Origin of the sequence: Siphonobacter curvatus, assembly GCF_002943425.1 — a bacterium.
Classification (GTDB): domain Bacteria; phylum Bacteroidota; class Bacteroidia; order Cytophagales; family Spirosomataceae; genus Siphonobacter; species Siphonobacter curvatus.
Window position 1 is genome coordinate 2172286 of record NZ_PTRA01000001.1, and the last position, 19632, is coordinate 2191917.

At 41.5% G+C, this 19632-nt stretch carries 15 protein-coding genes; 8 read left to right on the forward strand and 7 right to left on the reverse strand.

Going from position 1 to position 19632, the window contains the following annotated elements:
- Positions 1-2 precede the first annotated feature (2 nt).
- The 4 genes from C5O19_RS08965 (at position 3) to C5O19_RS08980 (ending at position 4960) form a co-directional block, all read left to right on the forward strand.
- Entirely contained in the window at positions 3-1637 is a 1635-nt protein-coding gene (locus C5O19_RS08965) for a SusD/RagB family nutrient-binding outer membrane lipoprotein (RefSeq protein WP_104711462.1), read from the forward strand.
- A gap of 265 nt (positions 1638-1902) precedes the next feature.
- A complete protein-coding gene (locus tag C5O19_RS08970) occupies positions 1903-2760 on the forward strand; it encodes an AraC family transcriptional regulator (RefSeq protein WP_104711464.1) in 858 nt (285 codons plus the stop codon).
- Positions 2761-2838: 78 nt separating this feature from the next.
- Positions 2839-4026 (forward strand): FAD-dependent oxidoreductase, encoded by a 1188-nt coding sequence (locus C5O19_RS08975; protein ID WP_104711466.1) that lies wholly within the window; start codon positions 2839-2841, stop codon positions 4024-4026.
- 136 nt (positions 4027-4162) lie between these two features.
- Positions 4163-4960, forward strand: coding sequence for a hypothetical protein (locus C5O19_RS08980; RefSeq protein ID WP_104711468.1), 798 nt, complete (start codon positions 4163-4165; stop codon positions 4958-4960).
- Positions 4961-5253: 293 nt separating this feature from the next.
- Here the strand turns inward: C5O19_RS08980 and C5O19_RS08985 are convergent, their stop codons facing one another.
- Positions 5254-5877: an alpha-ketoglutarate-dependent dioxygenase AlkB gene (locus C5O19_RS08985; protein ID WP_165795982.1), complete on the reverse strand. Its 624-nt coding sequence runs from the start codon at positions 5875-5877 to the stop codon at positions 5254-5256.
- A gap of 879 nt (positions 5878-6756) precedes the next feature.
- On the opposite strand from C5O19_RS08985, the gene C5O19_RS08990 reads away from it, so the two are divergent.
- Entirely contained in the window at positions 6757-7206 is a 450-nt protein-coding gene (locus tag C5O19_RS08990) for a response regulator (protein ID WP_104711472.1), read from the forward strand.
- Between the two features lie 115 nt (positions 7207-7321).
- Here C5O19_RS08990 and C5O19_RS08995 read toward each other — a convergent pair whose 3' ends face one another.
- From C5O19_RS08995 to C5O19_RS09005, 3 genes are all read right to left on the reverse strand, one after another.
- Entirely contained in the window at positions 7322-9139 is a 1818-nt protein-coding gene (locus C5O19_RS08995; protein ID WP_165795983.1) for a sensor histidine kinase, read from the reverse strand.
- A 470-nt stretch (positions 9140-9609) separates the two neighbouring features.
- Entirely contained in the window at positions 9610-10698 is a 1089-nt protein-coding gene (locus C5O19_RS09000; protein WP_207766394.1) for a serine hydrolase domain-containing protein, read from the reverse strand.
- Between the two features lie 321 nt (positions 10699-11019).
- Positions 11020-11751, reverse strand: a complete 732-nt coding sequence (locus C5O19_RS09005) for an SDR family oxidoreductase (RefSeq protein ID WP_104711476.1) — start codon at positions 11749-11751, stop codon at positions 11020-11022.
- A gap of 562 nt (positions 11752-12313) precedes the next feature.
- Between C5O19_RS09005 and C5O19_RS09010 the strand changes: the two genes are divergently transcribed.
- Both C5O19_RS09010 and C5O19_RS09015 read left to right on the forward strand, forming a co-directional pair.
- Entirely contained in the window at positions 12314-13426 is a 1113-nt protein-coding gene (locus C5O19_RS09010) for an acyltransferase family protein (RefSeq protein ID WP_104711478.1), read from the forward strand.
- A 455-nt stretch (positions 13427-13881) separates the two neighbouring features.
- A complete protein-coding gene (locus tag C5O19_RS09015; protein WP_104711480.1) occupies positions 13882-14136 on the forward strand; it encodes a hypothetical protein in 255 nt (84 codons plus the stop codon).
- A 379-nt stretch (positions 14137-14515) separates the two neighbouring features.
- Here the strand turns inward: C5O19_RS09015 and C5O19_RS09020 are convergent, their stop codons facing one another.
- Entirely contained in the window at positions 14516-14749 is a 234-nt protein-coding gene (locus C5O19_RS09020) for a hypothetical protein (RefSeq protein WP_104711482.1), read from the reverse strand.
- A 979-nt stretch (positions 14750-15728) separates the two neighbouring features.
- Entirely contained in the window at positions 15729-15947 is a 219-nt protein-coding gene (locus tag C5O19_RS09025; RefSeq protein WP_104711484.1) for a hypothetical protein, read from the reverse strand.
- Between the two features lie 218 nt (positions 15948-16165).
- Between C5O19_RS09025 and C5O19_RS09030 the strand changes: the two genes are divergently transcribed.
- Positions 16166-16558 carry a hypothetical protein gene (locus C5O19_RS09030; protein WP_104711485.1) on the forward strand — a complete coding sequence of 131 codons (393 nt, stop codon included), beginning with the start codon at positions 16166-16168 and terminating at the stop codon, positions 16556-16558.
- Between the two features lie 9 nt (positions 16559-16567).
- Here the strand turns inward: C5O19_RS09030 and C5O19_RS09035 are convergent, their stop codons facing one another.
- Positions 16568-18958, reverse strand: a complete 2391-nt coding sequence (locus tag C5O19_RS09035) for a PAS domain-containing sensor histidine kinase (RefSeq protein WP_104711487.1) — start codon at positions 18956-18958, stop codon at positions 16568-16570.
- Positions 18959-19632: the final 674 nt, after the last annotated feature.

Genomic DNA, 19632 nt, shown 5'->3' on the forward strand with positions numbered 1-19632 from the left:
GGATGAAAACGTACTATAAATTTTCCTTTCTGCTGGTTTTCAGCGTATTGTTTTCCTGTAAGGATTTAACGGAACTGAACGTTAATCCAAACGGAATCCAGGCGGACGTCGCCAATCCAAACCTGGTGCTCACAACCGTATTAACCGAAGCTCCCAAGCTGTATTTGAATTTAGGTTTTGGAGATATTTCGGGCGTTATGCAGCATACGCAGGGTGACGCCTGGTTTAGTTCTCGTAACGATTATGACTGGGCGGGCAGCCAAAGCTGGACGGCTTATTATGACGTTCTGCGTAACAATCAGATGGTGTATAACCGGGCCGTTGACCTGAAGTATGAATTCCATCAGGGCGTGGCACTCACCATGCGGGCATTCCTGTTTGGTCTTATTACGGATCTCTGGGGTGATGCTCCTTATTCCAACGCCTTGAAGGGCGATTTGGGCGGTAATGAATACACCATGCCCCAGTACGACACTCAAGAAAGCATTTACGCTGGGGTGCTTGCTGACTTAGAAAAAGCAAATACGCTGCTTTCAAAAGCAATGGCTGAGTACCAGGGAATCGATGCCAGTGCTGATGTGATTTATGGGGGTAATCCTGCCAAATGGCGTAAACTGGCGAACTCTTTAGCTCTTCGTTATTACCTCCGCATTTCAGCAAAATCAGCGGGAACGGCAAAGACTGGTATTGAAAAAATCGTAGCGAATCCAACGCAGTATCCCATCATTACGGAGGCTACGGATGATGCCACGTTGGCTTACGTAGGAAATAACGCGGGTGATTCCTGGCCTTCCAACGCCGTATACGATGCCAGCGGAAGTAACTATCGTCGGATTAAAATGTGTGCAACCTTAGTCAATGCTATGCAGGCTATCAATGACCCGCGGTTAGGCATTTGGGCCAAGAAAGTCGAGACGCCATTAGTTGTGGATGCTACCTTACCCGCCGGAACGGACGTAATCAAGGACGGCAAACGTTACCTGTCTCCCGATAAAGTGGGTACAACTCCGATTAATACAAACGCGGATTACGTAGGTTTACCTCCCAGCGTTTCGGCTTTGCCCTCATCGTATAATCTGAATCCTACGCCGGGTCAGCTTTCGTACAATCCGCACGTTTCTTATTTGAACGATAGCTACAAAGCGGCCAAAGGAGCTTTATTGAAAGCCCGCCTTGTTTCTGCCGCTGAAGTTCACTTTATTCTGGCCGAAGCTGCTCTGAAGGGCTGGGCGGCGGGCAATGCCCAAACGCATTACGAATCTGCCATTAAAGCTTCATTGGCGACCTGGGGCGTTGCTTCATTGGCGACCACTTATCTGGCCAACGAAGGGGTGAAATACAAGGGAACACTGGAGCAACTCATGCAACAAAAGTGGATGGCTAGCTGGACTGCGGCTACAGAATCGTGGTTTGACTTCCGTCGCACGGGTTTGCCTGCATTGACTCCGGGGCCCGCAGCCAATCGTCGGGTGCTTCCGGTTCGTTTCTATTACATGGCCGATGAAATACGGATTAATGAAGCGAATGCAGCTTCTGCTATTAATCAATTACAAGAGTCTGCCTACTCACAGGCCGATGGTAAAAACAGTGCATGGTCGAAAAGCTGGTTATTAAAGGGTACTGCTAAACCCTGGTAGCATTACTATCGAATGAAAATACCAGGAAGCCGAAGTACGGCTTCCTGGTATTTTCATTCGATAGGTTTTGTAGCTCATGTAAACTATTTTTATCTGCCATTAAACTCTGGGGTTGATGCAAAACTAATTTTATCTATTCTTAGAATCTTCTCCAGTAAACACTTCCAATGTATGGGTAACTTTTCTCCGATCCCATCAGGTGTAGTATAAAGGGATATTAGATAACTTGCTAGTACTAGGATGAAAGACGCTAATCATTTGCAAAATGCGAGAAAAAAGTAATCCTATTCCTGTTAATGTACTTTCTACCGAGGTTGATGAAGGAATTTTCATAGCGAGGTCTTCTACGCATGGACCCCCGGAATTCAAAGAAGTAGAGCGGTCTCACCGGGACAGTGGGCATTGCTTCTTTTTACAGGAAAAGGGAACGACTACTATTGAAATTGATTTTCAGGAATACATTGTTACCGCTCCATCGATTGTATATATCCACCCCAACCAGGTCCATCGGGTGATTGAGTTCAATCAGGCCACCATCAGTAGCTGGATTATCACTATTGAAAACCTTCATCCGCAGTATCTGAGATTACTGGAAGAAATCTTTCCTGTGAATCCATTAAAATTAACCGTAGAAGAGTACGCCCTTCTAGCGGCTACGGCTTCCCTTTGCCTGCAGTTCTCGGAAAGAACGCACGACAAGTTATACTTCCCAATACTCAAAGAAAGTTGTAACACGTTGGTTGCATTAGCCATTTCGCAATACTTAGCCCAGCCCAAAATTAATGACTATGCTTCCCGTTTTGAAGTCATTACCAAAGGCTTTAAGTCTGCTTTGGAGGAAAATTACAAATCCATCAAAAGTCCTATGGTGTACGCGGATCAGCTCAATATCTCTACGCCTTATCTCAACGAATGCGTTAAAAACAGTACGGGTTATTCCGTTTCGTATCATATTCAGCAACGGGTCATTTTAGAAGCAAAGCGACTTCTTTTTCATTCGAATTGCTCGGTGAAAGAAATTTCAAGCGATTTAGGCTACGAGGATTATGCCTATTTCGTACGCCTTTTTGTAAAAGTAACGGGAATGACGCCTTTGACTTTCCGGAAGAAAAACCGCGATTAGTCCTATTTCTACTGCTGATCGGCCTGGTCTCCGTGTACGGACTGACCTTGCTTTGCATTGACTTACAAAGCAACGAAAATGGAAGCATCACAATCAATACAAGTAGTACCGCATACCCGTGTGGCTATCGTGGGCGGTGGCCCCGGAGGCTTGACCCTGGCTCGTCTTTTACAAGCGAAAGGAGTGGAGGTGAAGGTTTACGAACGTGATTTCAATAGAGATTCCCGTATACAGGGAGCCATTGTCGATTTACACTTCGAATCAGGACTGAAAGTACTAGAAGCGGCTGGTTTAATGGATGCGTTCAAAGCCAGTTACCTGCCTGGAGCCGATAAATTCCGCTTAGTCGGTCCAGATGGCCATTTTTATCTGGATGAACATACGCAGGATTCCGAAGGCGGTTTTGGGGATGAAAGGTTCAGACCCGAGATTAGTCGCGGGGCTCTTCGAGATTTACTGATTGATTCGCTTCTGCCCGATACGGTGGTTTGGGATAGTCAGTTTACTAGCATGAAACCTAGTGGCAAAGGTTGGGAGCTTCATTTTAAAAAGGGTACAACTGCTCGGGCTGATTTAGTGATTGGTTCAGATGGGTATCGCTCTAAAATTCGTCCGTATGTTACGGATATTGCTCCTTTATACTCGGGAGTCACCCTCATTCAGGGAGAAATAGAGGACCCTGAAAAAGCGTGTCCGGCCATGAATGCCCTGGTTCATAATGCTAATTTCATTGCCATGGGTACTGGAAAAAGCATTGCTGCCCAGCCGCGTGGTGATGGCGGACTGGCTTTTTATGCTTCATCGCTTTACCCTGAAAATTGGCTTGAAACGAGTGGAATCGATTTTACTAACGTAGAAGAGGTGCGAGCGTATCTGACCGATTTTTACCAGGATTGGAATCCAGTATTTCACACGCTTTTTGAAGCTTGTCCTCGTTTTATTCTTCGTCCCCTGAATTATTTTCCAATGGATCAAGATTGGGAAACGAAACCGAATGTTACCATACTGGGGGATGCCGCTCATGTAATGCCGCCATCGGGTGAAGGAGTCAATACGGCTATGCTGGATGCGTTGGATCTAAGCGAATGTCTAACCAACAACAATTTTACGGACATTCCGTCGGCCATCGCTCAGTTTGAACACCGCATGCGAGCCAGAGCGGCCGAGCTGGCAAAAGAAGCCCTAGAGGGAATACATGATCTTTCTTCTCCATCGGAAGCCTCTATTAAAAAACTGATTGATCAATACAATCAGTCCGGAAATTAAATAATTTCTTAAACGCTCGTTTTAAACCCCGTCAGCTAAACACCAGTAGAGGGAATCATTCATCAAAATTCTTTCCTAGTTTCGCAAATTAAGATTCCTCATTTCTTTGATCAAGTTACTAACCCAGCATTGTACGGTGAACACCCTTTTGCTTACGCTTCGCGAACGAAACGCCCTTCTCTATGGGTTTGGAGTCATCTGTCTGGTTGGTTTCGTCGTATGCCTTGTACTCGTGCTCACGACCAGTCGGCAAGTACTGGGCGTGAATGCGTTCGTGAAGCCCGCTAAGTTTTTCATCTCCATCTGGCTCTTCTGCTGGACGATGGGCTGGTATACGGGACTCTTGACTCAAAAGTCTCACGTAACGCTCTACAGTTGGGTTGTAATAATTGCCATGGTTATTGAACTGGTAATCATCACTGGCCAAGCCGCCCGGGGCAATCAATCCCATTTCAACGTAAGCTCAGCCTTCAATAGTATGCTTTTCACCACGATGGGCGTTGCTATTACGGTTGCTACCTTATGGACAGGTTATATGGGTTTACTATTCTTTGGGTCGCACCATACCGTTACTGATGCAGCTTACCTTTGGGGGATTCGACTGGGTATTCTCATATTTGTACTGTTCGCTTTTGAGGGTGGATTGATGGGAGCCCGACTCAGTCATACGGTAGGGGCTGCTGATGGGGGACTAGGCTTGCCGGGGCTTAACTGGAGCAGACAATACGGTGATCTACGCATTGCTCACTTCGTGGGTATGCACGCTCTTCAGGTACTACCCCTGCTGGGCTATTACGTAGCTCATCGTTCGTCTTTAATGATCGGCGTATCCATTGGGTATTTTCTTTTGACTACACTGCTGTTTGTACAAGCTCTCCGAGGGAAGCCGCTGGTGAGTCATCTATGGGGCGTGCTGGAATCCAGGTCCGTGTAGAGTCAAGCGTAATACAGATGTTTATCAATCATCACGCGGGCCGGAGCGAATCGTAGAGGCTTTACTTCAGGAATTGACTGTATGTTGTATCAAGGTGAAGGCTAATCAATACGTAAGACTGTACATGAACTAACACGCTTGTGGCTGGACAGTACTAAACTAAAACGAATTCCCGAACTGGGTACGCTGGTTCGGGAATTCGTAAAGGTTTATTGCAAGTCCATTATTTCAATCCACCAGGGGTTTGATTAAGTATAATCGCTTAACCTCCGAAGAAGCTCTTTAAATATATGTCAAACCAGATGAAACTGCTCTTTTAGTAGCTGAGCTACTTTCCCATCGGGATTCATGGGTTTGACTTTGGCTGGTTTGACTTTTCGGTAGGTAATCGAAACTCTTCTTTCCCGGTGTTTGATCTGTCCATCAACTACGTCTTTTTTCCGAGGTGGAATGGCGTGTTTCCATTTGAGTCGGGCTTCATCCTGCATCACGTACAAAGATCGCCGGGGAATCTCTACATCAATTACTTCCACATTCTTACCCCGAATAAATCGCATGATACATCCACTGCCCAGGTTTACCCCGCAAATCTGGTTATCAAAGTAATTACGGTCTTTGTGAGGCTTGATCCCTTCTCCGGGAGTGTACTCATTAATGATCACCTGATCGGGCCGATGAAGGACAATGTTTTGTTCAACAATTTGCTCCGATAATTGCTGGATCAACGGGGGCATTTCAACCGGAAACGCAACGAGATCATAAGGTTTATCGAGTTCATTGCGATATCCATAATATTGCAGTCTTCGTTTGTAGTCTATGATCCAAATCTGATTGTCGATTTCCTCCAAAAGCCGTGCTTCGGTGGCTTCATCAATGAAGTCAGGGTATAATAATAAACCCGGTACTGGTGTTTCCATGGTTGGACGTAGAAATTTTATTTGAAAAGACAGCGTCAGGATCAAATCAGGCGTATCAAGCATGAGAGTAATCTGATCCTGTAAACGCTTTCAGAAATAAGTGTTCCTGTCTTGTAAAATGATTGTTATTGTCCTGTAATCTATGACAAGGGAGGTTACTCATCAATGCCAGAGTACCGAATACTGCTTGAATAAGGCATAGAACATTAGGACCTATATATCCATATCAACGGTTTGTATTCCAGAGCTGGTTAGCATACAAGTTAACTAGGAAAACCTTTTACAAAACTTTTCAGAACGAAGGATATTAGGATAACTGTCGCGTTACGGAAGAGGATCCTTGAAGGAATGGTAATACCCTACGGTATGTGTTTGTCACTCTTTAAAACGAGTAATTGACAGGAACATAGGGTAGGTAATGATCCGTCTCAATTTAATGCAGCATTACTCGTCTTGCCATTAGACAATGACAATATCCTATCCTATGGATAGTACAAACCTATCAGTACATACGTAATAAAATTGAAACCCCATTCGAGTCGTCAGTGGTACTCGTCAATCGTGTAGGGCATCCAGGTAGTTTTAACTTTAGCTTTTTCGTCCTGAAAGTAAGTGCCCGAGATATAATCAGGCTTGTCTAAAATGGGGGCATTTCTGTAATATATCTTGAGTGAGATCTAATAAGCTAATCGGCTAAACACACTAGTTACATCGTATAAATAAAGAAATAAAATGTTATTTATTTAAGTAAAATTACTCAAAATACTGTTATTGTATGGAGTTTTTTATAGAAAATCAGGCTAATTTTTAGGGGTCATTCGATAGCTTGCATAGTTTTTGTAATGATAAGTGATAATAACATCCTTTCTTACTTTAAACATGACTCAACCTTTTTCATTCGAGACGCATCCCTTGGTTATTTTAGAAGATGACGAAGATGATCGACACATTTATGAAAGTGTGTTAAGTGAAATTGCCCCATATCTTCAGCTTCGTTTCTTTGCCAAGGGAGAAGATTTACTTATTGCTTTACAAAATAAAAGCCTGCAACCCTTCTTGATTATCTCTGAAGTACATTTAAGTGGGATGACAGGCATGGAACTCAGAAGACAACTGGATAAAGATGATGAAATCAGAACGAAAGCGATCCCCTTTGTTTTTTTTTCTTATCCCATATTTAAAAAGGAGCTTGAAGAAGCTTATCACTTAACTATTCAAGGTTTTTTCGAAAAAAGTCCGAATCTGGATGACTTTAAAAGGCAACTTAATTCGGTTATTCAGTACTGGTCTGACTGCCAACATCCGAACCGTTCAGACATTAAGCCTTAGCAAAAAAGTAATTGCTAAATTTATAAGTCGACTCGTATATACAAAGTAAAGATCTATAGAGAATAGTAACCAGGAGGTGGTGAACTAATGATCAATTGCTGCCTCTTGGATTCTCTTATAAAAAGGGAATTTCTACATAGAAAGTGCTACCCTTATCTACTGCACTGACTACCCATATTTTACCACCGTGAGCATCCACAATTTGTTTACAAATAGATAGGCCAAGACCATAGGTTTGTTCGCCTGCAGTACCTACTCTTTTTGCAGTTGTGAAATCATCAAAAATAGCATTCTGTATTTCTGCAGGAATTCCAATGCCGTGGTCAGTTATGGTTAAGATGGTACTGTATTCTTTCTTCTGTATGTCTACGCGAATGGTTTCGTTAGCATAGGAGAACTTTATGGCGTTAGTTAATAGGTTACTGACGACTCGCCAGATTTTTTCGCGGTCCAATGTAATTAGTACAGATTCAAAGGAAAATTCAATAGTTTGTCCTTTTTCTTCAGCTTTGTGACTTAACATATCCACACAAGATCGAACTACTTCTTCGAATAATACGGGTTCTTTTTTGATAGATATAGCTCCTAGATTATTGTATAAAATTTCAGAAATTAGAGCCAATGCCTTTGTCGATGATTCCTGAATAATGGATAGAATTTGCTTTTGATGATCATTCGGTGTTTTATCCAAAAATAACAAAAGAGAAGCCGAACTCATGGCTCCTATAGGATTCCTTAAATCGTGTGCAATCAGTTTTAGGAATTTTTGATTTTGATCTTGGTATCTTTCTAAAGCCTTAACGGTATCTTCTAAAACAATATTTTTCTGTGCAACGACCTGATTAATAGCGAGCAATGACGAAATATTTTCACGGGCATTACGAACATTTTTCCAAATCAGAGAAGTTATGGCAGCTAAGGAGATGGTGACTAAAATAACTAATCCAAGAATTAAATTTTGTTGCTTTTGCTTTTCCTCGGACAACTGTACTAAATGTTGCTGTTCTATTTGGGCTAGAATTTGTCCAACGTTCGTTTTATTCTCAGCCCTAGCTGCTAAAACACTCTTGTATTGCATCTCTGCATATTCCAAGAGTTGTTCACTGGCTTCTTTGTAACGCTTCTTACCGAATAAAACTTGACTGTAAAAGCGTTGCCAGTACGTGTAAATTTCTTTGTTCGGTTTCTTCTGTAAGCCTTTCTTTAAGATGTCTAACTGTTGATGAGCTTTTTCATATTGTTTGGTATGAATATAAAGTTTGCTTAATGCGACTCTTGTCGCTTGCGAATTATCGAAAGCGTAGCCCGTTTTCTCGCCTTCGATCAGGCATTGTTTGAAAATAATTTCCGCTTTTTCAGGTTTATTCTCTAGAGCATAAGCTTCTGCCTGATTACTCATCACAACAATCCGAGCATAATCTATAAAATCTTTATGGCCCGGAAAATACTTTTGATTTGTATTAATAAAGTCTAAAGCCTTTTGATAGTAAAATTGTGCACTATCTAATTTATTCAAATACATGTAACACACGCCAATGTTGTCTAAACAGCCTTGTTTCTCAACAAACATCAATTCGAAATCAGTTGAATCTTGGCAGGATAAAAGTTCCTGATGCTCTTGCTTCCAGAAGTCAATGGCTTGATAATAATTTCCCTCTTTATAAGATACATTAGCGATACGGCTTGAATAACGACTATATTCACATACTTCATTCAAATCTGTTAAGGCTAATTTACCATCATAGTAGCTTCTGTAAGCGTTCGAGTAATCTCGCCTGGCTAATAAATCGTCTCCCTTCAGAAGTAGTGCTTTAGCATACTCTTTAGCATATTTTTTCTTTAACTGGTCTGATGGGAATAATCTTATGATACTATCGGTATAAAAACTTGCTGTAATCGCATGGGCTGAATCACGTTGATTCAATAAACGCATGTGGGTATAATACAAGATTTGGTCAGTAGTGGAGACGGAAGGGAGGCGGTTGAAAAGCGAATCGTATTTATTCGTAGCGTTTGCAAAGCCAATTTTTTCAAATTGTTGATCAATATTGGAATACCATTTGTTAATTTTTTCAGAATGGTCATTCTCTGTGTAAAATTGACAGCTATAAAATGCGATACTGAACAGGAATAGAGAAAATACAAAATAATTAGCTTTTTTAAAAAGAAAACACAAAATATTAAACCGTCTCATAGAGTAGAGAACAAATAGTATTAACTAAATCTTTACAAAATAATGGAATTACAAGATTTCAAGACGTTCATAACCGAAATATCTGGATATTTAAGTATTTTTACTTATTTTACTCGGTAGTCATTTTAAAGAATTAATATAATAAAGGGGTACACTAGATTAAGTAAGGAGAACCATATCTAATCTAAACATTACTTCGATATAAAGTTTTATTTGTTATTTTCTTTCAGGTAAGTAGCTAAAATCTCCCAACGTATTTTGTTTAGATCAACGGTGTTGGTATTACTTAATAGAATAAGTGTTATATGTTCTTCAGGTAAGTGCACCCAGTTTGAATGATGGCCGTACCCATACCCTTGTCGCTCGGCTACTGTATATTCCTTCCCTCCAATCTTCTTCGGATAAACCCAAAAACCTAGAGCTACATCATCCAGATGCTTGTATGATGTGAGCATTACTTGTAACGTTTGTTTTTTTAACAAGGTATGATTAAACAGGGCTTGATCAAATAAAAGCAGATCGGTAGGAGTAGAGTACATGGCTCCCGCTGAAAAGTAATTGTCGATATAGTAATTGGTAGGTCGATAAAACGTGAGCGGTATCGTATCGTGGTGAAAGTAGGCTTGGTCTAAGTGAGAAACGAGGTCATCATGACGTAGATAATTCGTATGATGCATTCCAAGGGGAATCAAAATTTTTTTGCGTAATACTTCTGAATAAGGTTCTCCATACATATTCTCAATGATTTTACCAAGTATAATAAAGTCACCATTGTTGTAATTAAACGTGGTACCGGGGATATTCACTAGTCGATCGGAACAATAGTTAGCAATAAAAGTATCTAAAGGCCATATCGTCGTATTATAGGCTTCCGCTAATGACTTTACATCTTCATTAGCACGACCACTACTATAGGTTAATAAATTTCGAATCGTAGCCTTTTGGGCTGCTTCGCCCTTATAATTGGGATAGTAGGTAGCAATTGAAGAGTCGAGATGGATTCTACCCTGTTCGTAGAGTTGTAGGATTAAAGTGGCCGTGAAGGTCTTGGTTACCGAAAAGATATGAAATTTAGATTTGGCTGAATACGGCACACTATCGGTTCGATTAGCAAGCCCTACGTAAGTTAGATAGTCAATTTTACCGTTACGGGCAATGAGAATCGATCCATTAAAGTTATTTTGGCTGAAATAATTCTTGACCAACGCCTCTACTTGTCCTTTCTGTCCGAAGGTTGTCCGGCTTGACGAAAGCAGAAGAAGTAAAAAGAATAGGATACGTACCGTCCGTTTTGTCACTGGGTGATTTTAATTAGATAAGCGATCAGTATACTAATTTTAAACTCATGTTCAGGAATACAAAGGTTAGTAAGTTTACAAGCTATTGATTTTACAATAATTACAGATAGCTGATGTTTAGAAAGTACGCTAAGTCTTGTGGCATTTTTAAATTCATCGCATACGGTTGGTCTAATCGGTATTCTCGACTTTTACAATGAAATAGTACATGAATGAAATCATTAGCGGATAATTTCATTCATGTCATTGGGTTTCCCAAATCAGTCCCCAAACTTCCGTGTTTGAAAACCGTTAGTTCCATGAATGGAGGCGACTTGGGTACTAGGGGTTAATTAAATCAAACACGGCATCTCGCTCCTGACGCAGGTAATCGGCAGCACCAATGGCTGCTTCGTAAGTATCGGTTTGTAGAGCATTGATTACAGCGTCGATAAAATCGTTCATGGGCATCAGCTCGTCCTTACTGTTATCATAATCGTCCTGATGACCCAAATTGGTACCGACGGCTGGAGGAATAATTTCAAAAACTCGTACGGATGTGTTACGTAGCTGGTGACGCTGCGAGAGACAGAAGGAATGCAAAGCGGCTTTGGTGGCACAATACACAGGTACACTCGCCAGGGGCGTAAAGGCTAATCCCGAGCTTACGTTCACTAATGCAGCTACCGACTGACGTTGAAGGTGCTCAATAAACAGGCTACCCAGATGAATCGGAGCCAGGACATTGGTTACCAGTTCGGTCATTACCTTCGTCGAATCGACTGACTGAGTAAGGTCAAACTGTTGCATAATCCCCGCGTTATTGATCACCATGTTAAGGGTTGGGTAGTGAGTCGTGGCCCAATTTGCTAAATCACGGCGTTGCGAATCATCGGTAATATCGCATAGGTACGTAATCATTCCCGCATGTTCCGTAGCTACTTGGTCGAGTTGCTGCTGATTGCGACCACAGGCAATAACTTGATTTCCCAATTGGTGGAGTCTGCTGGCCAAGTGTAGGCCTATGCCCGAGGTAGCTCCCGTAATGAGAATGGTTTGCTGAGTGAGATTCATGGATTTACTAAGTAGATTCGAAAAACCCGTGTTCCGAAAAACAAAGGTGAGGAGCGATCAATGATTAGACAATAAACCTGATTTGTATCAAAAAGTTACCTTTAGGATTAAAATAGTGCCTAGTTTATGCATTGAAAGGAATAGGGGACTATGAATAAGTAAGCGTAAGAATTGTATTCTATTTTAAAAATAATAGATTAATAAAGTGATTGATTTTTATGTCTGTTAAAAAAGAATGATATAATGAAAATTTATTGTAATAAATAGGTTGAAAATTAATGCTTTTAAAGTAGATATAGTTACGTTAATAATGAACAGAATAAACTTAAAATACTGAATTTATAATAAAATTAGGAACAGTTGGTATTGAAATCTAGTAAGGCGTTTGATTTGTGCGGCTGGGATTTTATAAAAAAGCTAAGATCATTAATTTAAATACGTTCGAAGAATTTTATTCATAAGTATAAGGAAACTAGTAGCGGGAATCTTGCCGAGAAGAAAAAAGTACAATCCATTTATTGCCTAGTTAAGTCAACGTATATTGCGGAAGTTACTACTGGCAATGAACAACAACAATCTGGGCACCAAGCCGCATTATTTGATTTTAGATGGGCTTCGGGGAGTAGCCGCCATTATCGTGGTCTTCTTTCACCTGGCCGAGCCACTGGCAAGCAGCCGCTTTGTAAATGTGGTCAATCACGGTTATCTAGCTGTTGATTTTTTCTTTCTTTTATCCGGTTATGTCATTGGTTATGCCTACGATGATCGGTGGGAAAAACTAACCATTGGCGGTTTTCTTCGTCGCCGGTTCGAGCGGCTCCATCCACTCGTCATAGGGGGGATGACACTAGGGGCCCTTACTTTTTACTTTACCGACTCCGCGATATGGCCCCTCATTCATACCGTTCCGGTCTGGAAATTAGTGGTCGTTACGCTGATTGGTTATACGCTTTTACCTATTCCGCTTTCAATGGATATACGCGGATGGCAGGAAATGCATCCACTCAATAGTGTGGGCTGGTCTTTATTTTTCGAATACATCGCCAATATCCTCTACGCTCTAGGGCTAAGAAAATTATCCTCAAAAGCATTGGCGGGCTTTGTAGCATTGGCCGCAGTCGTGCTTGTGCATTATGCAGTTACTAACCCGAACGGAGACGTTGCGGGCGGTTGGACATTAAATGCTCAACACTTGCGTGTGGGCATCACTCGTACGATATTTCCATTTTTTGCCGGTTTGCTTTTGTCGCGGCTCGCACGGCCTACCTTTATCAAACATGCTTTTGTCTGGTGTAGTCTGTTAGTGGCTATCGTCTTATTCATGCCCAGAATTGGCGGGGAAACCCATCTGTGGCTGAATGGGTTGTATGAGTCTTTTTGCATTATCTTCATTTTCCCACTCATTGTCTATCTCGGGGCCAGTGGCGTGGTACATACCAAAACGGAAGCGAAGATCTGCCAGCTCCTCGGCGACCTTTCGTATCCCTTGTACATGACCCATTATGTGTTGGTCTATTTTTACGTAGCCTGGGTAAGCAATCATAAAGGAAATACCTTGGGACAGGCATGGCCATATGCACTACTGACCTTCGGCGGAGCAATCGTATTGGCTTATATGAGTTTAAAGTGGTATGATGAACCAGTAAGAGCCTGGTTACGAAGAAAAATGAACTAAAAAAAAAGAAATATCTATGCTTTAAATTAATCTCTTCGATCATAGCAATTATACTGCCTGTCATTTTCAAGTATCCGGACTATGGTTGGAAATTTTTAGTTAAGGGTACTCTGAAAATCCTGTTTCATCGTGACTATTCCCGTGCACAGGGTGAACTAGCGTGACAACGTTGTGAAATGTAGTTTTTTATACTCGTTAGTTAACGTATAGCTGCAATAACTAGTAGGATCAATAAGAGAAGTTTTATTATACAAATCAACTCATTGCGTGTGTAACTAGTCTCGTATTTGTAATAGTGTATATGGACTATAAAAATGATTAAAATTGATTGCTTAACTGGAAAGAGGATAATAGATTTAAAAGGTTTTAACTTTTAAATCTAAGTCTTTGTAGATGATCTAGGTTTTTACTAGTTTCCACTCACATTTCAAAATTTTAACCTAACCATTCGTTCTATGTTAGCAAGTAAGGACTATTCGGCCCTGACACTCGAAGAATTAGTATCCGAAGAGAAGAAAATGAAATCCCAAAAGATCTTCGTTGGCTTGGTCATCGGTATAACAATGGGCATTGCTGTTTACGGAGCTACTCATAAAAGTTTTATGTTGCCCTGTATCTTGGTAATTCTAGCTTTTCTAATGGGTAAAAGGCATTCACAACGCTTGGATGAGATCCAAGCGGAAATCGGCCGCAGAAACGAGGTTCGTTAACGTCAGAGCAGTCTTATATCCTCACGCAAGCATAGAGCAGCAACTAGGCACGATTGAATCGTCAGGAAGTGATAATCTGAATAGCCAATACTAAGAAGCTACAGATAGACTTTTCAGTATTCCGCTCCACAGGGTCAATCTACGGTACAGAACAATATGGCAAATGGTCGTAGCTCAAGAATAGCCTTTGTACGTTGATTACCGCTTGGAAAGTCTGGATGGCAGTTGACCTTGCCCAAACATTCGTATACAATTCTATTAATCATTGGAATACCGGAGATAGATGGATACGAACCGGTTAGCTAGCCAGCACCCTAGTATGTATCGAATCCCTAGTATATAAAAAGAGCTGCTTGTAGAAAGCAGCTCTTTTTATATACTAGGGATAACGAGGTTTATCAATATCAGGTTTATCTTCATTTCGATTGGGGTGCCGTACCTTAATCGATGGATCCAGCTCATCCCCATCCGTGTACTCTTCATCGATTCGATCCGTAGGCGGAGCATCTTTTAAAGGTACTTCGCTTGATACGCCACTAAGTCCATCAATGGAAGTGTCGGTCAATCCATTCGGACTGGCGGCCTTCTTGGCATTAATCTCGTCCTGTTTCATAGCAGTATACGTTTAAATGATTACGGCTATACGAGAAAAATAACGTGCTTGGGGTATTCCGTCCGCTAATTGAGTAGCTCAGGCGTCAGTCGAGTCTTTGAAAATAGCGTAAGAAACGGTTACCCTATTTTCGCGAAAAATTATTTTCACCACATACTGTAAAGTCTATCCTTATCGTTTGATATATAACTAGGATCGGAGAGTGGCGGCTTGAAGATCTAGCCTCTAAACGGCCTGTCCTGTGGGACCAGGCCGTTTGTGTTAGTACGCCTTTGAAAAAATGGGCAGAAAATTTGCTCTAAACAAAAATCTTTTTTAGATTTGATTATGCTTCTCGACTCCGAGTGGAGAGCTTTAACAAACTGATCACTAACCCTCCTGACTCTCTGTTTGCAACTAGATTAGGAAAGAGAAAGCCCTACCTACGTAGGGCTTTCTCTTTTTAAAAACGAACGTAACCTTGGCCGAAGGGTACTGGACTGCTATCCAAAAATCTGATCAAAACACAAGATGGATAGCAATGAAAAATGACTGCATTTAGAGAACCAGTTTAGTAGTCAGCGTTATTTTTTGAACCAATTCAGAACCCCTACATTGGTTCAAAAAAACCGTTTTTATACCCGAGAAAGATATAAGCCGATCCTTTATTAAGGACCGGCTTTGTCGATAATAGACTTTACCGTTATAGAGTCAATTCCATAGTATGCAAGAGATCATTTGCTCAATTAAATAGATCAAAAAGAAAAACTAACCTACCTGGGTGTATGCTCATAATTTATCATCTGATAATAAGGGAATCAGAAGTTAAATTTTGAAAAAATAATTCATGTTTAGTAAGATGGTCCCCAATTTCAGTAATACTGAACGTTACTAATGCGTAGAAAAACGTTTAAAAGTTTTTCAGTACCCGGACGTTAAATCTATCGAATTGGGATTTATAAATTTACTGATGAAATTTATAAAGTATTGATAATCAATATCATGAAAAGCCGAATTTGTCATCTTGATGCTCAGGTTCTAGAGCGGTGGTGATACTATTAGCAACCGCTGCATACGATTCTTTTATAATTAAATAGTGACTAGTTTCAAGATAAATACCCGTCGTATCATTCGTTACTTCTTCGAAAGCCACAATAGCTGAAGCCCTAATCTGGATTTCCTGGTTGTATTTTTGCGTAATAAATTTGATGAATTTCATGATCTTCGTCTGGTTTTAGTCAGTGTAATATGCGAAATTCGCCTTCTTAATAATTGGTTAATTGTTAACCTTGGTAGTTAAATTGTCAAACTACAATGGCACGCTACGATCTAACCATTGAAGCATAAAAAACCGTTCTAATCCTTTTGCAGTTAAGCGTAGGATAAGTTGAAAACCAACAAAGATTTCTGAGTAATTTATTTTAATGAATTAAAGTTATGTTAACCGCCGAACAGAAAAGAAAGCTAATTGAAGCGTTAGCAATCATTGGGAATGAACCCCTCCACGAAAACTTTGTTCATCAGCATTACGGGCAGTCCACTCAACGTATTGATCGTCTCAAACAGAAAATAGAAAATGTAGCCCAGGTAGAATCCGTACGGTTTTGGGCTCGCCATTTGAAGTCAACGAATGGGCTTGAGCAGACCATCGAACGCGTACAGGTAATTGGTGATTTAACGTGTTCCATCGCGTACGCCGTCGCGGCATCGCTCAGACAAGACGCCGCCTATGATCAGTGGAACACCCTTGATGAAGAAGGATTGACGGTATTTTGCAGCGAGGTGGTACGCTCGGTATCTATTCGTAGTTTTATTACTAATGCCTTGTAAGAGAGATTTTTACGGAAGCGGTAGGGGAGGCATCGCAGGTAAATAGATGCGGAAGGTTGTGCCTTGATCAGGTACGCTGGCAACGGTGATGTTGCCATGATGATTTTCGACCACTTTTCGGCATATGGCCAGCCCAATCCCCGTCCCTTCGTATTTTTCTTTCGAATGCAGACGTTGAAACATCTGGAAGATGCGATCCTGATAAGCCGGTTCAAATCCTATACCGCTATCCGAAATTTCAATCCATTGATAGAAACGAACAAACCCATTGAAAGTTTCCGAGGTTTCTTCTGCTACCTGACTACCCTTAATTTGAATGTGATTTAGTCGGTCAATTGCCCCGAATTTTAAGGCATTGGTCAACAGATTTTGCAGGAGTTGCTTCAGTTGCGATGCATTCCCCCATACGCTCGGCAGTTTACTAACTTCCAGTCGCACATTTTCCTGCTGAATTGATTCTTCCAAATCCTCCAGTACTTCTTCCACCAGCGAGGTAAGGGATACCTGAGCCATGGGGATTTCTTTTTGAGTAAGGGAAGAAAAGACCAAAAGGTCGTTGATTAACGTAGACATCCGGCGGGCCGAAGCGTGGATCCGATCGAGTGTATTAGCCCCTTTAGTACTGAGCTGCTGAGCTTCTGAATTGTACAATAAGGTTATGAACGACTGTATTTTCCGAAGCGGTTCCTGTAAATCGTGACTTGCTACAAAAGCAAATTGTCGAAGATTCTCGTTTGACTGTTCCAATTCCAGATTACTCAGTCGCAGTGCTTCGGTGCGTTGATGAACGAGTCGTTCCAGCTCTTGTTTAACCAGTTTCTGATTCGTAATATCCTGGGCTGTACCCGTCAGAGCATAGGCAAGGCCGTCTTCGTTGGTTAGCGTACGGGCTTGAGCATGAACGATGCGTTCTTGGCCCGTAAGTCGATTAATGATCGTAAATTCCTTATCACAGGGTTCTGAATAGCCTGTCTGAATGGCCCGATTTAAGCTACTGCCTATGTGCTCAACGTCCTTTGAGTGAATGTTGATTAACAGGGATTTCAGATCCGAGACGGGTTCGGTACCCAGCCAATTACTAATGCGATCCGACAAACTCATTTCCCCACGCTGAAGATCGAAATACCAGGTACCAAGTTCGGCCGTATCAATGGCGAGGCGGAGATTTTCTTCGGCATCGGCAATCTTCTGCCGAGCTAGTACTCGCTCCGTAATATCAACGGCCATGTGCAGGATAGACCAAACTTCACCTCGCTCATTCCGTAAGGGTTTATAGGTAAACTTGAACCAGTATGGGCGAAGCTGATCGCCGTCGTACAGATCAGCTCGTTGTTCCTGCGTTTCATATGCTATACCGGTGCGATAAACCTCTTTGAGGATCGCTTCAAAGGGTTGATCTTTCAGCTCCGGTAATGCTTCGCTCAGTTTCTTGCCAATAACGGAAGCGTCCTTACTCCACATCTTCAGTAGAGCATCATTCGCCATTTCGATACGAATATCTTCGGTTACGTACAGACCAATGGCAAAAGGAGCTTGCCAGATGAGATTGTAAAAATGATCTTGGCTGATTTTTAGTTTCTGCTGGGTGATGACCCGATCTGTAATATCCAGTACGGCTCCGACGTAACCTTTAAACTGCCCGTTTGAATCGTAATGCGGATTTCCCGAACAATCAACCCAGCGGAGGGAGCCATCCAGGTGCTCAATCCGAAATTCACTCCGATGCGGTCGGCGGGCTTGGAAGTCGGCCTGAAACATTTGGGCCGCTCTTTCGCGATCTTCCGTAACGATAGCATCTAACCAGCCAATCCCCAGGTGACTTGCTAAATGACGACCAGTCCAGTCTCCCCATTTCTGGCTAATATACGTGGTAAGGCCTTCCTGGTCAGACATCCACAAAGCTGCGGGCACTGCCTGGGTGATACTTTCAAAAATACTAGCGTTATCTTGGAGAACCTGTCGCGTATGTACTTCATCCGTGATGTCTTGTACACTTCCAGCAAACCGATACAAACGATTTTGCTCATCGAAATAGGCTTTGCCTTTACCGTGCAACCAACGTTGTTTTCCGTTCATGACGGTTCGAAACTGAGCCTCGCAGGTGCAATGTTGCGGCGATTGGATGGCGGCTTGGATGGCATGCCGCAACACCGTATAATCGTCAGGATGGATGTGTCTGATTACCTCCGTATAAGTTACAACACTGGTATTCGGGAAACCAAAGAGTTCCTGACAAAGACTATCCCAGTGAATGGTATGCCGTAACATATTCCAATCCCAAGTGCCTACACCAGCTGCTTCAAGGGCGTAACGATAATGTTCGCCCTGTTCATGGAGCTGGTAAAGGGTAGAGGGATTGAAATTTTCGTCCCTAGTATCTTGGGTAGAACCGTAAAGCATGTACTGGTTTGGCGTATGATAACGTTTATAGGGGTACGAACGAAGGCGATGTACTAGAAAGCAGCGAGTTAAGCTAATATTACAAAGAAAAGACTCGACCTACTAGCGTACAAGTAAATTCTAAATTAAGAACTCAATTGTAGCCTTTACAAAAAAATATTCTTTCAATACAAATTGAAATAAGGCTAAATTAAGTGTATGTACTTAATTTACAGGAATGTAATGATCTATGGCAGGCAACCGTTTCAATGATCACAAAACAATCGGTTTATGGATCGGTTATATACTCAAATCTCTTTCGCATTTGGCGGAATGTGTTGAGAGATAGAGTAGCTACTCAGCTCCCGTTTGTCGACGGACAACGGGAGTTTTTGCTTATTGGTACTACATTTTTAACACATAATAGGAACGGCTCGAAAGAGCCTTATGTAACTGAAGTAACAAATACTGAAAACCTGCTTGTAGATGCGAGCAGGTTTTCTTTTTATTTATATTAAATACAGATAATACTTTGTGATAAAAGCATTTAAGCCATTCATTTAGAATAGTTTATTAAATTATTTGTCTGCTATTGAATTGTTATAAATTTATTTAACTATGGGCTAATTAAATTAGAAATAATCCTTGAATAATACGACTTTATGACTCAGGGGAGTTGAGAATTACACGTATCT

Coding starts and splice junctions, on each gene's coding strand:
- C5O19_RS08965 (WP_104711462.1), top strand. CDS start 3: ATGAAAACGTACTATAAATTTTCCTTTCTGCTGGTTTTCAGCGTATTG.
- C5O19_RS08970 (WP_104711464.1), top strand. CDS start 1,903: ATGCGAGAAAAAAGTAATCCTATTCCTGTTAATGTACTTTCTACCGAG.
- C5O19_RS08975 (WP_104711466.1), top strand. CDS start 2,839: ATGGAAGCATCACAATCAATACAAGTAGTACCGCATACCCGTGTGGCT.
- C5O19_RS08985 (WP_165795982.1), bottom strand. CDS start 5,877: ATGGAAACACCAGTACCGGGTTTATTATTATACCCTGACTTCATTGAT.
- C5O19_RS08990 (WP_104711472.1), top strand. CDS start 6,757: ATGACTCAACCTTTTTCATTCGAGACGCATCCCTTGGTTATTTTAGAA.
- C5O19_RS08995 (WP_165795983.1), bottom strand. CDS start 9,139: ATGCGTTTATTGAATCAACGTGATTCAGCCCATGCGATTACAGCAAGT.
- C5O19_RS09005 (WP_104711476.1), bottom strand. CDS start 11,751: ATGAATCTCACTCAGCAAACCATTCTCATTACGGGAGCTACCTCGGGC.
- C5O19_RS09010 (WP_104711478.1), top strand. CDS start 12,314: ATGAACAACAACAATCTGGGCACCAAGCCGCATTATTTGATTTTAGAT.
- C5O19_RS09015 (WP_104711480.1), top strand. CDS start 13,882: ATGTTAGCAAGTAAGGACTATTCGGCCCTGACACTCGAAGAATTAGTA.
- C5O19_RS09020 (WP_104711482.1), bottom strand. CDS start 14,749: ATGAAACAGGACGAGATTAATGCCAAGAAGGCCGCCAGTCCGAATGGA.
- C5O19_RS09025 (WP_104711484.1), bottom strand. CDS start 15,947: ATGAAATTCATCAAATTTATTACGCAAAAATACAACCAGGAAATCCAG.
- C5O19_RS09030 (WP_104711485.1), top strand. CDS start 16,166: ATGTTAACCGCCGAACAGAAAAGAAAGCTAATTGAAGCGTTAGCAATC.
- C5O19_RS09035 (WP_104711487.1), bottom strand. CDS start 18,958: ATGCTTTACGGTTCTACCCAAGATACTAGGGACGAAAATTTCAATCCC.